9 protein-coding genes are annotated in these 13468 nt (G+C 64.3%); all 9 read right to left on the reverse strand.

Going from position 1 to position 13468, the window contains the following annotated elements:
- Nucleotides 1–45 precede the first annotated feature (45 nt).
- The 9 genes from X756_RS156570 to X756_RS156530 all read right to left on the reverse strand — a co-directional run bounded on the left by X756_RS156570 (nucleotide 46) and on the right by X756_RS156530 (nucleotide 13468).
- A complete protein-coding gene (locus X756_RS156570; protein WP_023668560.1) occupies nucleotides 46–1755 on the reverse strand; it encodes an APC family permease in 1710 nt (569 codons plus the stop codon).
- Nucleotides 1756–2061: 306 nt separating this feature from the next.
- Complete coding sequence (locus tag X756_RS156565) at nucleotides 2062–4431, reverse strand: aminomethyltransferase family protein (RefSeq protein ID WP_023729267.1); 2370 nt, start codon at nucleotides 4429–4431, stop codon at nucleotides 2062–2064.
- Between the two features lie 254 nt (nucleotides 4432–4685).
- On the reverse strand, nucleotides 4686–5312 hold the full coding sequence (locus tag X756_RS156560; protein ID WP_023729268.1) for a sarcosine oxidase subunit gamma family protein: 627 nt from the start codon (nucleotides 5310–5312) through the stop codon (nucleotides 4686–4688).
- On the reverse strand, nucleotides 5305–8286 hold the full coding sequence (locus tag X756_RS156555; RefSeq protein ID WP_023729269.1) for a sarcosine oxidase subunit alpha: 2982 nt from the start codon (nucleotides 8284–8286) through the stop codon (nucleotides 5305–5307). Before X756_RS156555 ends, X756_RS156560 begins: the two co-directional genes overlap by 8 nt.
- A gap of 204 nt (nucleotides 8287–8490) precedes the next feature.
- Nucleotides 8491–8766, reverse strand: coding sequence for a sarcosine oxidase subunit delta (locus tag X756_RS156550; RefSeq protein ID WP_023729270.1), 276 nt, complete (start codon nucleotides 8764–8766; stop codon nucleotides 8491–8493).
- A gap of 10 nt (nucleotides 8767–8776) precedes the next feature.
- Entirely contained in the window at nucleotides 8777–10030 is a 1254-nt protein-coding gene (locus X756_RS156545) for a sarcosine oxidase subunit beta family protein (protein ID WP_023729271.1), read from the reverse strand.
- A 36-nt stretch (nucleotides 10031–10066) separates the two neighbouring features.
- On the reverse strand, nucleotides 10067–11374 hold the full coding sequence (gene glnT, locus X756_RS156540) for a type III glutamate--ammonia ligase (RefSeq protein ID WP_023668553.1): 1308 nt from the start codon (nucleotides 11372–11374) through the stop codon (nucleotides 10067–10069).
- 30 nt (nucleotides 11375–11404) lie between these two features.
- Nucleotides 11405–12733 (reverse strand): FMN-binding glutamate synthase family protein, encoded by a 1329-nt coding sequence (locus X756_RS156535; RefSeq protein WP_023729272.1) that lies wholly within the window; start codon nucleotides 12731–12733, stop codon nucleotides 11405–11407.
- Between the two features lie 6 nt (nucleotides 12734–12739).
- Nucleotides 12740–13468 carry a GXGXG domain-containing protein gene (locus X756_RS156530; protein ID WP_023729273.1) on the reverse strand — a complete coding sequence of 243 codons (729 nt, stop codon included), beginning with the start codon at nucleotides 13466–13468 and terminating at the stop codon, nucleotides 12740–12742.

Consider the following 13468-nt stretch of genomic DNA (forward strand, 5'->3'; position numbering starts at 1 on the left):
AAACGGGCGCGCCGAAGCGCGCCCATTCTTTTCAAGCCATCACTTTCAGATGACGAAGTACCAGTTGGCGAGCAGCATCACGACCAGGCCGGCGACCAGCGTCAGGTAGGGCAGCATGCCTGCCTTTTTGACCGAGAGGTCTGCGCCCGCCATGCCGAGGTCGGCCAGCATGTGGTCGGGGAACTTGCCCTTGTCTTGGACGTAGTGCCGGTAGCAGAACACCGGGATGATCAAGGCGGCTGTGATCAGGCCGGCCCAGAGCGCCATCGGGTTCCACACCTTGGCGCCGGCGCCCATGAAGATGGCGTTTACATAGGCGAAGATGGCGCCGAGGCCGAGCAGCCAGCTCGGCGCCTTCCAAGGCCGGTTGATGTGGCCGTTGTCGATGCGGTGGATCCAGCCGGCATTGAGGTTGAGGAAGTTGAAGATGATGTAGCCGCAGTTCGACACGGCGAGGATGAAGAAGAAACTCGTCGCGTCGGCCGAGGCGATGGCCAGCACGATCAGGTTGAAGACGAGATCGGTCCACATGGCGCGCGTCGGCGCGCCATGCTCGTTGACGTGGCTGAGATAGCGCGGCAGCCAGCCATCGACCGAGCCCTGGTAGAGCGTGCGCGACGAGCCGGCCATTGCCGTCATGATGCACAGCACCAGCGCCAGGATCATCAGCATCACCAAGAGGCTGTGGATCAATGCGCCACCCCCGACCATGCCGGCCAGTGCATCGGCGACACCCGAGCCGTCGACGATCGGCGTCGCCAGCATGCCGTTGAGGCCCAGCACGCCCTGGAAGGTGAAGGGCACCAGGATGAACAGAAGCATGCAGAGCAGGCCGGAATAGAAAATCGCCTTGAACGTGTCGGTGCCCGGGTTCTTGAACTCCGATGTGTAGCAGACGGCGGTCTCAAAACCATAGGTCGACCATGCGGCGATGAACATGCCGCCCAGCACCAGCGTCCAGCCGGCAATGTTCCACGAGCCGGGCTCCGGCGCGTAAGCCGCCGCCAGCGGCACCAGCGGCGAAAAGTTCGCCCAGTTGATCTGGCCGGTGACGATCGGCACGACACCGACGATCAGCATCGGGATGATGACCAGGAGGCCGATATACTTCTGCACATTGGCGGTGCCGAGAATGCCGCGATGCTGGATCGAGAAGATGATCAGCATCAGCACCGCGCCGATGAAGAAAGTGGCATTGAGGGTAAAGGAGACAGGACCTAGCGTGTGGCTGAACAGCGTCCAGTTGCGGATCGCCGGCGTGGCCGCCGCGGTCACCGCGGCGATGGCGTCGGCAGGCACCGTTCCGGCATGCGCCGCGATATAGGCGACGACGTCCGGCGACGCCTCGGTGAACAGCGGCACCGGCGCCAGCGCGTTGAGAATATAGGCGGCGGCGATCGAGCAGCCCAGCGACAGCACCGGCGACCAGGCGAACCAGTTGCACCACACCGACAGCGGCGCGATGAACTTGGAATAACGCAGCCAGGCGGTGGCGCCGTAGATCGAGGCGCCGCCCGACTTGTTCGGGAACAGGCCGGCGATCTCGGCATAGGTGAAGGATTGCAGGAAGCCCATGATCATGGAAGCGATCCAGATCCCGAAGGCCAGCGTTCCCGTCGTTCCGGCAATGCCGCCGATCGAAAACAGGACAAGGGCAGGAACGCCGCTCGCCACCCAGAAGGCGCCGCGCCAGTCGATGTTGCGGAGCAGCTTGCCTTCAGCGGGCTGCTCCAGGGCAGTGGTAATCGTGCTCATCTGTCTGAATTCCCCATTTTGTGTTCCCGGCCGGTGATGCCTCGGCTTCGCGAAGCTTGTTCCCCGGTACATGACCGCACGACTCCAGTGTTTCCACTCAGTCGTATTTTTTTCTTAACAGTGAAGATTGATCCGGCGCGCTTTCACGTCAAGTGATTTGTGGCGTCGTGCACATCACGGTTGCGAAACGCTCGCTTTGTCCTTCTCCCCTTGTGGGGTGAGAAGCGGTCCGCGGTAGCGGACGGAAAGCCAATTGCTTTCGAGCTTCGAACGCCCTGAGCCTGCGAAGGGCCGGGGGTGCAACCCTCAGGATCGCGGCCTGGTCTTTTGCGGATCGTAGTGGGCGAAGGCCACCACGCGCGCCGGCAGCCGCTTGGCATGACCGTCGAGCTTGCCGATCTCCACCTCTGTGCCGATTGCCGCGTGGGTGACGTCAAGCCTCGCCAGAGCGATGTTTTTGTTCAGCACCGGCGAGCGCATGCCCGAGGTGACGACACCGATCTGGGCGCGGCCGATATGGACGCAATCCCCATGGCCTACGGCGACATTGCTGTCGATGTCGAGGCCAACGAGCTTGTGCTGCGGATGTTCCTTGCGCCTTATCAGAGCCTCGCGGCCGATGAAATCGTCGGTCTTGGCCTTCAACGGTACGGTGAAGCCAATGCCCGCCTCGAACGGGTCGGTCTGGTCGGAGAATTCGTAACCGGCGAAGATCAGCCCGGCTTCGATGCGCACCATGTCGAGTGCCTGCAGGCCCATCGGCTTCAGCCCGTGCGGCTGGCCGGCCTCCCAGATGGCATCGAACACTTTTTCGGCGTCGCGTGGGTGGCACCAGATTTCGTAGCCGAGCTCGCCGGTATAACCGGTGCGCGACACCACGACCGGAATGCCATTGCCGCCGCCGATGCGCGCGACAGCGAAGCGGAACCATTCGAGTTCGTCGATCGACGGTTGCAGCGGCGAGGTCCAGACCACCTCTCGCAAAATGTCACGGCTCTTCGGCCCTTGGACAGCGACATTGTGCATCTGATCGGTGGAGGAACGCACCAGCACGTTGAGGCCAAGCTTTTTCGCGGTGTCGCGCAGCCATTCGCCGGACAGGTCGTCGCCGCCGACCCAACGGAAATTGTCCTTGCCGAGCCGCAGCAGCGTGCCGTCGTCGATCATGCCGCCATGCTCGTAGCACATGGCGGAATAGACGACCTGGCCGACGCCGAGCTTCTTGACGTCGCGGGTCAGCGTGTATTGCAGCAGCGCCTCGGAATCCGGGCCGGTGACCTCGAACTTGCGCAACGGCGACAGGTCCATGATCACGGCATCCTGCCGGCAGGCCCAGTATTCGGCGATGGCGCCTTCCTTGGCGAAGGAATTGGCCAGCCAATAGCCCCGGTACTCCACGAAGTTGCGGGTGTGCTTGGCGAAGGATGAATGAAAGGCTGTCTCGCGGGTCATTTTCGGTTCCGAATCGGGCGTCATGCGTCTGGCGATCGCTCGCGAGAATTTGTGCTGGCCGGAATAGGTCCGCACATGGATGTCGGTCAGGTCCCAGCCATTGGCCGGCGTCGTATCGTCAGGGCAGGCGGAGGACACACAGACGATGTCGGTCAGGGCCCGCAGCAGCACATAGTCGCCGGCACGCGACCACGGCTCGTCGGACACCACGATGCCATGCGCGTCGATCGCCGTGTTGAAGAAGAAGTTGATCGCCATCCAGCCGGCGCGGGGCGTCACACCCTTGTCGGTCAGCGCGCGATTAAAGTTTTCCGAGCAGTTGGTGTGGCCGGGATAGCCGATGTCGTCATAATATTTGGCAGCGCACGCCAACGCGAAGGCGTCGTGCCGGCCGCATGTGTCCTGCACCACCTCAACCAGCGGCTCCATGTCCTGGTCGTAATATTTCGAATGCAGGCCGGGCATCGGATAGCTCGATCCCATCAGAGTGCGCGTCGTCGTCACGTCGAGCGGGTGGTCGAGACCCTTGTCCAGCTTGCGCGCAGAAAAGCACTGGAAGTCGGTGCACTGGCGACCATCGACGTCGATGATCTGCAGATAGTCGCCGGCCTTGACGAAATAGGATTCGGCGGTTGCCGAATGGACGCGCAAATCGAGCACCGGATCGGCGAGCGGATCGGCGAGCTGCGATTTCGATTTCAGGCGCACCGTGGCACGGCGGACGATGACGGTGAGCGGCGTTGCCGTGTCGTGGCCGTCGACCAGCATCGGCCCGCTAGGCGCTGCAATCAGCAAGCCGCCATCGCGCGCGACGGTGAAGGCCTGCTCGGTGCCTGCCGGCGTGGCGCCGCCGAAGACGCGCACCGCCTTGGCCTGGTCAAGCTGCACCTGGCGGTGCTCGAGTCCGCGGCGCACGGAAGCGAGGCTATCGTCGCCCTCGGCCAATAGCGCCTTGATCCCGGCGGCATTGCTATTGGACTTTTCGCCGAAGATGGCGGGGTCGGTGGCGCCTGACTTGTCCCAGGCCAAAAGCTCGCAGGCCTGGCCGCCCTCGACATTGCGGATGGCAAATGTATCGCCGGCCTCGATATCGATCAGCACCGCGCCGTTACCGGGGGCCGCATACCGCTCCATGCCCGGCGGCAGCGCGATCTGGCCGGGCCGCAGGATGAGGCTTGGCCGGGGCGGCCCGGCTGTCACTGTGGGGTAGGGCGACTGGCTCATCTCAGCCTTGCGGTTCGAGAAACAAGTTTGCCTGTGTGTAAAATTACTTTAGCTGCAAGAATAGCAGCGCAGTTGCGTTTGGCAAGGCTGGCTCCCCCTTCTCCCTCTGTGGGAGAAGGTGTCGCCGCAGGCGACGGATGAGGGTGTTCCAGCGGTGAGACGTTGGCGTACCCTGGAACACCCCTCATCCGTCTCGGCACTAACGCGCCGATCTTCCTTCTCCCACAAGGGGAGAAGGAAGAAGCGCACAAGCGCTACGCCAAATCCTCGGAATGCCCGATCTCGACACCATACTCCGCCGCCGAATCCAGCATCGTGTGCCACAGACTTTCAGCAAATGTCGCAAACATCAGCACGTTGAACACCGCCTGCCCATCCGGCCGGTCATTCCCGCGCCAGAGCGTGACGCTGGTGTGATCCATCGAGGTCGCGGCAGCCGCCCCAACCAGAAATGCATCGGGATGCAGATCGATCGACGACAGCTTGCCCAGCATCGCCCGCGCCTTGGTACCGGAGATACTGATCAGCACTCGCGCATGCGACTGGTCCGATAGCGAAGCGGAAGACGCGAACGTCTGGGCGAGTGCTTCAGTCCCATGCTTGCCGCCCTTCAACAGCACGAAGAACTGGTCCGGTCCCGACCAGATCAGCGTCGCATCCGAAGTCTGCACCGCCTTGGGTGTCTCAGGAGCCGCAACACCGAAGCTTGCCTTCGCGGCGTTGGCCAAATCTCCCGCCTTGCCGCGCCGCGCCATCACCTGGATCAGGTCGAAATTGCGGATTTCGGTCAGCAACACGCCGACATTGCCGTTCGCGCCGTAAGGCCCGACAACAAGTGCCCGCTCGATTGGACTACGAACATCCCAGGAAAACTCAGCCACGCTGGCGCCCTCCATCCGGATCGTAAAAGACGGGATTGCAGAGTTCGACATCATAGTCTTCGCCGCGCAACGGGTCGTGCGCATGGACGATCTCGCCGATGCGTTCGCGGCCGCGCTCGACAAGGCCGAGACCGATCCACTGGTCGAGCGTCGGCGAGAAGCAGACCGAGGTGACGTAGCCTTGGTCGTTATCAGGCCCGGGCGTCTGGCCCTTCGGGATGATGTGCGCGCCGGAGCGTAGGCGGCGCGCAATGTCGACGGGCTTGATGCCGACCACGACCTGCCGGTCCGTCGCCACCAGCGCCTCGCGGCCGGCCATGACGCGGCCGATGAAATCCTTCTTGGTCGACATCATCTTGCCGAGGCCGAGATCGGCGGCGGTCGTCGTGCCGCTCAGTTCCGGTCCGGCGATATGGCCTTTTTCGACCCGCATGACACCAAGCGCCTCGGTGCCGTAAGGCGTCACGCCGAACGGCTTTCCCGCCAGCATCAGATTGCGCGCCATCGCCTCGCCAAAGCGGGCCGGCACCGAAATCTCGAACGCCATTTCGCCGGAGAAGGAGATGCGGAACAGCCGCGCATTGATGCCGCCGCGCAGCGCCACTTCGCGCGCACCCATGAACGGAAAACCTTCGTTGGACAGGTCTTCGGCCGGATCGACGATTTCCCTGAGCAGGTCACGCGTCTTCGGCCCGGCAATCGAGAACTGCGCCCACTGGTCGGAGACCGAGGTCAGCTGCACATCGAGTTCCGGGAACAGCACCTGCCGGCAGAATTCGAGATGCTGCATCACCAGCCCGGCCTTCGCCGTGGTCGTGGTGAGGAAATAATGGTCCTCGGCCAGCCGCGAGGTCGTGCCGTCATCATAGACGAGGCCGTCCTCGCGCAGCATCAGCCCGTAGCGGGCTTTTCCCACGGCAAGGTTTGAGAAGGTGTTGATGTAGACGCGGTCGAGGAAGGCGCCGGCATCGGGGCCGTGCACATCGATCTTGCCCAGCGTCGAGACATCGCAGAAGCCGACGCCCGAGCGCACCGCCTTGACCTCGCGGGTGACCGATTCCAGCCAGTCCTTCTCGCCCGCGCGCGGATACCATTGCGCGCGCTTCCACAGGCCGGTGTCGACAAAGATCGCGCCTTGTTCGGCCGCCCAGTGATGCGACGGCGTCAGCCGCGTCGCATGGAAATTTTCGTCGCGATGGTGGCCGGCAAAGGCGCCGATGGCGACCGGCACGTAGGGCGGGCGATAGATGGTCGTGCCGGTCTCGGGAATGGATTTGCCCGACACCGCCGCCATGATGGCGAGGCCGGCGACATTGGACGTCTTGCCCTGGTCGGTCGCCATGCCGAGCGTGGTGTAGCGCTTCAGATGCTCGACCGATTCAAAACCCTCGCGCTGCGCCAGCTCGATGTCGGACGCGGTGACGTCATGCTGCTGGTCTACAAAGGCCTTGCCTTTGCCGGCGACGTGCCAGAGCGGGGTCAGTGAGAAGGACTCGTCGCCGGCAACAACTGCAGAGCCCGGATTGCCATTGCGTCCCGCGTCCCGCGCCGCTGCGGCGCCGGCCTCGAAACCTGCGCGCAGGCAGGCGCCTAGCCCGAAGTCGCCGTTAGCCGCACCTGCGGCGACCATACCGGGCGGCGCGCCGTCCGGCACGAAGGCGGCGATGTCGTCGCGCCATTTCGGCCGGCCGCGATGGTATGAGGTCAGCCCGACCGCCGGGTTCCAGCCGCCGGAAACGGCAAGCCCGTCGGCCTCGACCTCGGCGCGCGCGCCGCCGGTCAGCGACACCGCTATTTTTCTTACGCCGTCCTTGCCGCCGTCGACGCCGCTGACCGAACCATGCAGCACGGTGAAGCCGTTCCTGGAAGCGAGAGAACGATGGGCAGGCGAGACGTCAGGCCGCGCGTCGATCACCGCCGCGATCTGCAGCCCGGCGCCGAGTGCCGTCTCGACCGTGCGCCAGCCATCCTCATTGTTGGTGAACAGCGCGATCCGCTTTGCCGGCGTCGCCGCATAACGTGTGACGTAGGTGCGGATGGCGGACGCCATCATCACGCCGGGCGTGTCATTGCCGGCAAAGACGATGGGACGCTCAATCGCGCCGGCGGCGACGACGCAGCGCTTGGCCACGATGCGCCACAGGCGCTGGCGCACCTGATGCTCGGGCGGCACCGGCAGATGATCGTTGACCCGCTCGATCGCGCCATAGGTACCGCCATCATAGACGCCGAACAGGGTCGTGCGGGTCATGATGCGGACATCCGGCATCGAGCTGAGCTCGGCCAGTGTGCGCGACAGCCACTCCGCGGCCGGCAGACCGTCGATCGTGCCGCCATCCGACAACAGACGGCCGCCGGGCGCAAAATCTTCTTCGCACAGGATGACGCGCGCACCGCTGCGGCCTGCAGCGAGTGCGGCGGCGAGACCGGCCGGACCGGAGCCGGCGATCACCACATCGCAATGCGCCCAGGCCTTGTCGTAGTGATCCGGATCGGGGGTGACCGCCGCGCGACCCAGACCCGCGGCGCGTCGGATCGCCGGCTCGTAGACCATTTCCCAGAATTTTGCCGGCCACATGAAGGTCTTGTAGTAGAAGCCGGCGACGAAGATCGGTGCGAACAGCTGGTTCACCGACATCACATCGTGGCGCAGCGAGGGCCAGCGGTTCTGGCTTGCCGCTTCGAGGCCTTCATACAGTTCGGCCGTCGTGGCCTTGGTGTTGGCCTCGCGCCGTGCGCCGGTGCGCAGTTCGACCAGCGCGTTGGGTTCTTCCGAGCCCGCAGTCAGAATGCCGCGCGGACGATGGTATTTGAACGAGCGGCCGACCAGCTTGACGCCATTGGCGACCAGCGCCGACGCCAGCGTGTCGCCCTGGAAGCCGGAGAGGCTCTTGCCATCGAAGCGGAAGTTGAGCGGCGCCGAGCGGTCGATGAGACCGGCGGATGTGAGACGATGGGATTGGCTGGAACTCACGATGGCCGGCCTCTCATCGATCCAATGCCAGGCGGGACCGTCGCGCTCTTCACCCTCCCCCTTGTGGGGAGGGTCGCTGCGCAGCAGCGGGGTGGGGGTGCGGCACCGNCCAGCCCCCCGCCCGGACCTTCGGTCCGACCTCCCCACAAGGGGGAGGTAGGGGGCTGGCGCTTTTCGCGACGGCTACGATTTCGACAGGATAGCTCATTTCGCCACCTGCCTCGTCCCGGCGCCCGCCGCCGGCTCCACCGCCGAGATCTCGTGCGTCAGCGTGTTGCGGGTGACCTTCAGCCAGGCCCGGCAGCCACCGCCGTGATACCAGTTCTCAGCCATCACGCCGGCGACATTGTCGCGCAGATAGACGTAGTCGTAGACAGCATCCTCGCCGGCACCCGCCGCCGGCCGCGCCGGCTTGGCGTCGCCGAGATAGCTGAACTCGCCGAGTTCGCGTTCGCCGCAGAAGGGACAGACAATACGCATCTCGCCAGCCTCAGTGCAGGTTCGGTTGGGCGCCCTGGCCCTTTTCGTCGATCATGGCGCCAGTCCGGAAGCGGTCGAGGCGGAAACGAGCCGCCTCCTTGTGCGATTCATCACGCGCCAGAAGGTGCGCAAAGACGAAGCCCGATCCCGGCGTCGCCTTGAAGCCGCCATAGCACCAGCCGGCATTGAGGTAGAGCCCGTCGACCGGGGTCTTGTCGATGATCGGCGAGCCGTCCATCGACATGTCCATGATGCCGCCCCATTGGCGCAACAGCCGCACGCGACCGATCATCGGGATCAGCGCCATGCCGCCCTCGCAGACATCCTCCATGACAGGCAGATTGCCGCGCTGGGCGTAGGAATTGTAGCCATCGATGTCGCCACCGAAGACCAGCCCGCCCTTGTCCGACTGGCTGACATAGAAATGCCCGGCGCCGAAGGTCATGACGCCGGGGATGAGCGGCTTGATCGCTTCCGAGACGAAGGCTTGCAGCACATGGCTTTCGATCGGCAGGCGCAGGCCCGCCATCGCGGCGACGCGCGAGGAGGACCCGGCGACCGCCATGCCGACCTTGCCGGCGCCGATTTTTCCACGCGACGTCTCGACGCCAGTCACCTTGCCGTTGCCGTCCCGGACAAAGCCGGTGACCTCGCAGTTCTGGATGATGTCGACGCCGAGTTCGCTCGCCGCATGGGCATAGCCCCAGACCACCGCGTCATGCCGCGCGGTGCCGCCGCGCCGCTGCAGGAGGCCGCCCTGCACGGGAAAGCGCGCATGGTCGAAATTCAGGAACGGCAGCATCTTCTTCAGCGCCGCCTGGTCGAGCAGTTCGGCATCGATGCCATTGATGCGCATGGTGTTGCCGCGCCGCGCATAAGCGTCGCGCTGCGCGTCGGAATGATAGAGGTTGAGGACGCCGCGCTGGCTGACCATGGCGTTATAGTTGAGGTCCTGCTCCATCCGCTCCCAAAGCTTCATCGAAAGCTCGTAGAAGCCGGTATTGCCGGGCAGGCCGTAATTGGAACGGATGATGGTGGTGTTGCGGCCGGCATTGCCGGAGCCGATCCAGCCCTTTTCCAGCACGGCGACGTTTCTGATGCCGAACTCGCTGGCGAGGGACCAGGCGGTGGCGAGCCCATGGCCGCCGCCGCCGATGATCACCACATCGTAGTGGTCCTTGGGCGCCGCATCGCGCCAGGTGCGCTGCCAATTCTTGTGGCCGGAAAGGGCAGCACGGGCGAGCGAGAAGATCGAATATTTCATCAGGTCATTCCGAGGTCGCTCGCACAGCGGGGACGATTATATGTCCAGCGTGTGGTCGCGCTCCCATTGCGTGAAGTGCGAAGCATAGGAATTCCATTCCTGGTGCTTCAGCTTTAGGTAAGCCGACGAGAATTCCTCACCCAGCGCCGCCTTGAGCGATTTGTCCTTGTCGTATTCGCGAAGCGCGTCGAGCAGATTGAGCGGCAGCTTCGGCGCGCCTTTCACCGTGTGGCCGTTCTGGTACATGTCGATGTCGTAGCGCTTGCCGGGATCGGCCTTGGAGCGGATGCCGTCGAGACCGGCGGCAATGATGACGGCCTGCAGCAGATAAGGGTTTGCGGCGCCGTCCGGCAACCGCAGCTCGAAGCGGCCGGGGCCGGGCACGCGCACCATGTGGGTGCGGTTGTTTCCGGTCCAGGTCACCGTGTTCGGCGCCCAGGTGGCGCCCGAAATGGTGCGCGGCGCGTTGATGCGTTTGTAGGAGTTCACCGTCGGGTTGGTGATGGCGGCCAGCGCCGAGGCATGTTTCATGATGCCGCCGAGGAAATTCTTGCCCTTGGCCGACAGGCCGAGTTCCATCGCGTTATCGGCAAAGACGTTGACCTTGCCGGCCTTGTCCCAGACCGAAATATGGGCGTGGCAGCCATTGCCGGTCAGGCCCTGGAAAGGCTTTGGCATGAAGGTCGCGCGCAGGCCGTGTTTCTCGGCCACCGACTTGACCATGAACTTGAAGAAGGAGTGCTTGTCGGCGGTGGCGAGCACATCGTCGAAGGCCCAGTTCATCTCGAACTGGCCGTTGGCGTCCTCATGGTCGTTCTGGTAGGGGCTCCAGCCCAGCGCCAACATGTGGTCGCAAATCTCGGCGATGACATCGTAGCGGCGCATCACCGCTTGCTGGTCGTAGCAGGGTTTTGAAGCCGTGTCGTATTTGTCGGAGATGACGCTGCCGTCCGGCGAGATCAGGAAGAACTCTGCCTCGACGCCGGTCTTGACATGCATGCCGTCAGTGGCGGCTTCCGCGATCAGCCGGCGCAGCGTGTTGCGCGGCGCCTGCTCGACTTCCTTGTCGTCCATGATGCAGTTGGCGGCGACCCAGGCGACATCGGGCTTCCACGGCAGCTGGATCACCGAATCCGGATCCGGCACCGCCAGCATATCAGGATGCGCCGGCGTCAGGTCGAGCCAAGTGGCGAAACCGGCGAAGCCGGCGCCGTCCTTCTGCATGTCGGCGATCGCCTGCGCCGGCACCAGCTTGGCGCGCTGGCCGCCGAATAGGTCGGTGTAGGAAATCATGAAATATTTGACGCCGTTCTCTTTGGCGAATGCGGCGAGATCGTTCCCCATTATAGTTCCTCGCTTATTTTGATGTGTTTTTTAGAAGCCGTTTTTCCCCGGTATCCAGTTGGTGCCGGCCAGCGGCACGCCGGCCATGGCGGCGGCTTCGATGGTGAGGGCTACGAGATCCTCGGGCTCGAGATTGTGCAGGCTGTTCTTGCCGCAGGCACGCGCAATGGTCTGCGCCTCCAGCGTCATCACCTTGAGGTAGTTCGCCAGCCGCCGTCCGGCGGCGATCGGATCGACCCGCTTCATCAGTTCGGGGTCCTGCGTGGTGATGCCCGCGGGGTCGCGACCCTCGTGCCAGTCGTCATAGGCGCCGGCGGTGGTGCCGAGCGCATTGTACTCCGCCTCCCAGCGCGGATCATTGTCGCCGAGTGCGACCAGCGCTGCCGTGCCGATCGACACCGCGTCGACGCCGAGCGCCAGCGCCTTGGCGACGTCGGCGCCGTTGCGGATGCCTCCGGAGACGATCAGCTGCACCTTGCGGTGCATGCCGAGATCCTGCAGCGCCTGCACTGCCGGCCTGATGCAGGCAAGCGTCGGCTGGCCGACATTTTCGATGAATACTTCCTGCGTCGCCGCTGTGCCGCCCTGCATGCCGTCGACGACGACGACATCGGCGCCGGCCTTCACCGCAAGTGCTGTGTCATAATAGGGGCGGGCGCCGCCGACCTTGACGTAGATCGGCTTTTCCCAGTCGGTGATCTCGCGCAGTTCGAGGATCTTGATCTCGAGATCGTCGGGCCCGGTCCAGTCCGGATGGCGCGAGGCCGAGCGCTGGTCGATGCCTTTCGGCAGCGTACGCATCTCGGCGACGCGGTCGGAAATCTTTTGTCCCAACAGCATGCCGCCACCGCCGGGCTTGGCGCCTTGGCCGACGACCACTTCGATGGCGTCGGCGCGGCGCAAATCCCTGGGGTTCATGCCGTAGCGTGACGGCAGGTACTGGTAGACCAGTTGCTTGGAATGCCCGCGCTCTTCCTCGGTCATGCCGCCGTCGCCGGTGGTGGTCGACGTCCCGGACAGGGTCGCGCCACGGCCGAGCGCTTCCTTGGCCGGGCCGGACAGCGAGCCGAAGCTCATGCCGGCAACGGTGATCGGGATTTTCAGCTCGATCGGCTTCTTGGCATAGCGCGAGCCCAGCACGACCGACGTGTCGCACCGCTCGCGATAGCCTTCCAGCGGATAGCGCGAGATCGAGGCGCCGAGGAACAAAAGGTCGTCGAAATGCGGCAGCTTGCGCTTGGCGCCGGCGCCGCGGATGTCATAGATGCCGGTCGCCGCGGCGCGGCGAATCTCGGAAAGCGTGTAGTCGTCGAAGGTCGCGGATTTGCGCGGCGTCGTCGGCGGGTTCTTGTAGGTCATGCTCCCTCAATACGCGTCGGCGTTGTCGATATTGAAATTGTAGAGCGTGCGCGCCGAGCCGTAGCGCTTGAACTCCGACGGCGCGACGCCGGTGACGCCGGCGCGGTCGAGCAGTCCCTGCAGCAGTTCGATATGCTCGGGCCGCATCTCCTTGGCGATGCAGTCGGCGCCCAGGCTTTCGACCTTGCCGCGCACGAACAGCCGCGCTTCGTAGATGGAATCGCCAAGTGCGTCGCCGGCATCGCCTAGCACCACCAGATTGCCGGACTGCGCCATGAAGGCCGACATGTGGCCGATATTGCCGTGCACGACGATGTCGATGCCCTTCATCGAGATGCCGCAGCGCGAGGATGCGTTGCCCTCGATGACGAGCAGCCCGCCCTTGCCGGTGGCGCCGGCATACTGGCTGGCGTCGCCCTTGATGACGATCGAGCCCGACATCATGTTTTCGCCGACACCGGGGCCGGCCGAGCCGTGCACTGTGATCGCAGCGCCGTCATTCATCCCGGCGCAGTAGTAGCCGACGCTGCCGTGCACATCGATGCTGACAGGCTGGTCGACGCCGACGGCAACCGAATGGCTGCCCTTCGGGTGCAGCACTTCCCACGCCGTCTCGTTGGAACCGGGCGTCAGATTGTGAAGCGCCTGGTTGAGCTCACGCAATGACGAAACATCGAGATCGAAAACCCGGGACGCCTGGTCTTGCGCCGCCTTCGAAAGTTTGGTTGCCGGCAT

The organism is Mesorhizobium sp. LNJC405B00 (genome assembly GCF_000502615.1).
Taxonomy (GTDB): Bacteria; Pseudomonadota; Alphaproteobacteria; order Rhizobiales; family Rhizobiaceae; genus Mesorhizobium.

What these genes read in the sequence shown, in the direction of transcription:
- glnT (WP_023668553.1), bottom strand. Translation starts at nt 11,374, where the DNA reads ATGGGGAACGATCTCGCCGCATTCGCCAAAGAGAACGGCGTCAAATAT.
- X756_RS156565 (WP_023729267.1), bottom strand. Translation starts at nt 4,431, where the DNA reads ATGAGCCAGTCGCCCTACCCCACAGTGACAGCCGGGCCGCCCCGGCCA.
- X756_RS156570 (WP_023668560.1), bottom strand. Translation starts at nt 1,755, where the DNA reads ATGAGCACGATTACCACTGCCCTGGAGCAGCCCGCTGAAGGCAAGCTG.
- X756_RS156535 (WP_023729272.1), bottom strand. Translation starts at nt 12,733, where the DNA reads ATGACCTACAAGAACCCGCCGACGACGCCGCGCAAATCCGCGACCTTC.
- X756_RS156545 (WP_023729271.1), bottom strand. Translation starts at nt 10,030, where the DNA reads ATGAAATATTCGATCTTCTCGCTCGCCCGTGCTGCCCTTTCCGGCCAC.
- X756_RS156530 (WP_023729273.1), bottom strand. Translation starts at nt 13,468, where the DNA reads ATGCCGGCAACCAAACTTTCGAAGGCGGCGCAAGACCAGGCGTCCCGG.
- X756_RS156550 (WP_023729270.1), bottom strand. Translation starts at nt 8,766, where the DNA reads ATGCGTATTGTCTGTCCCTTCTGCGGCGAACGCGAACTCGGCGAGTTC.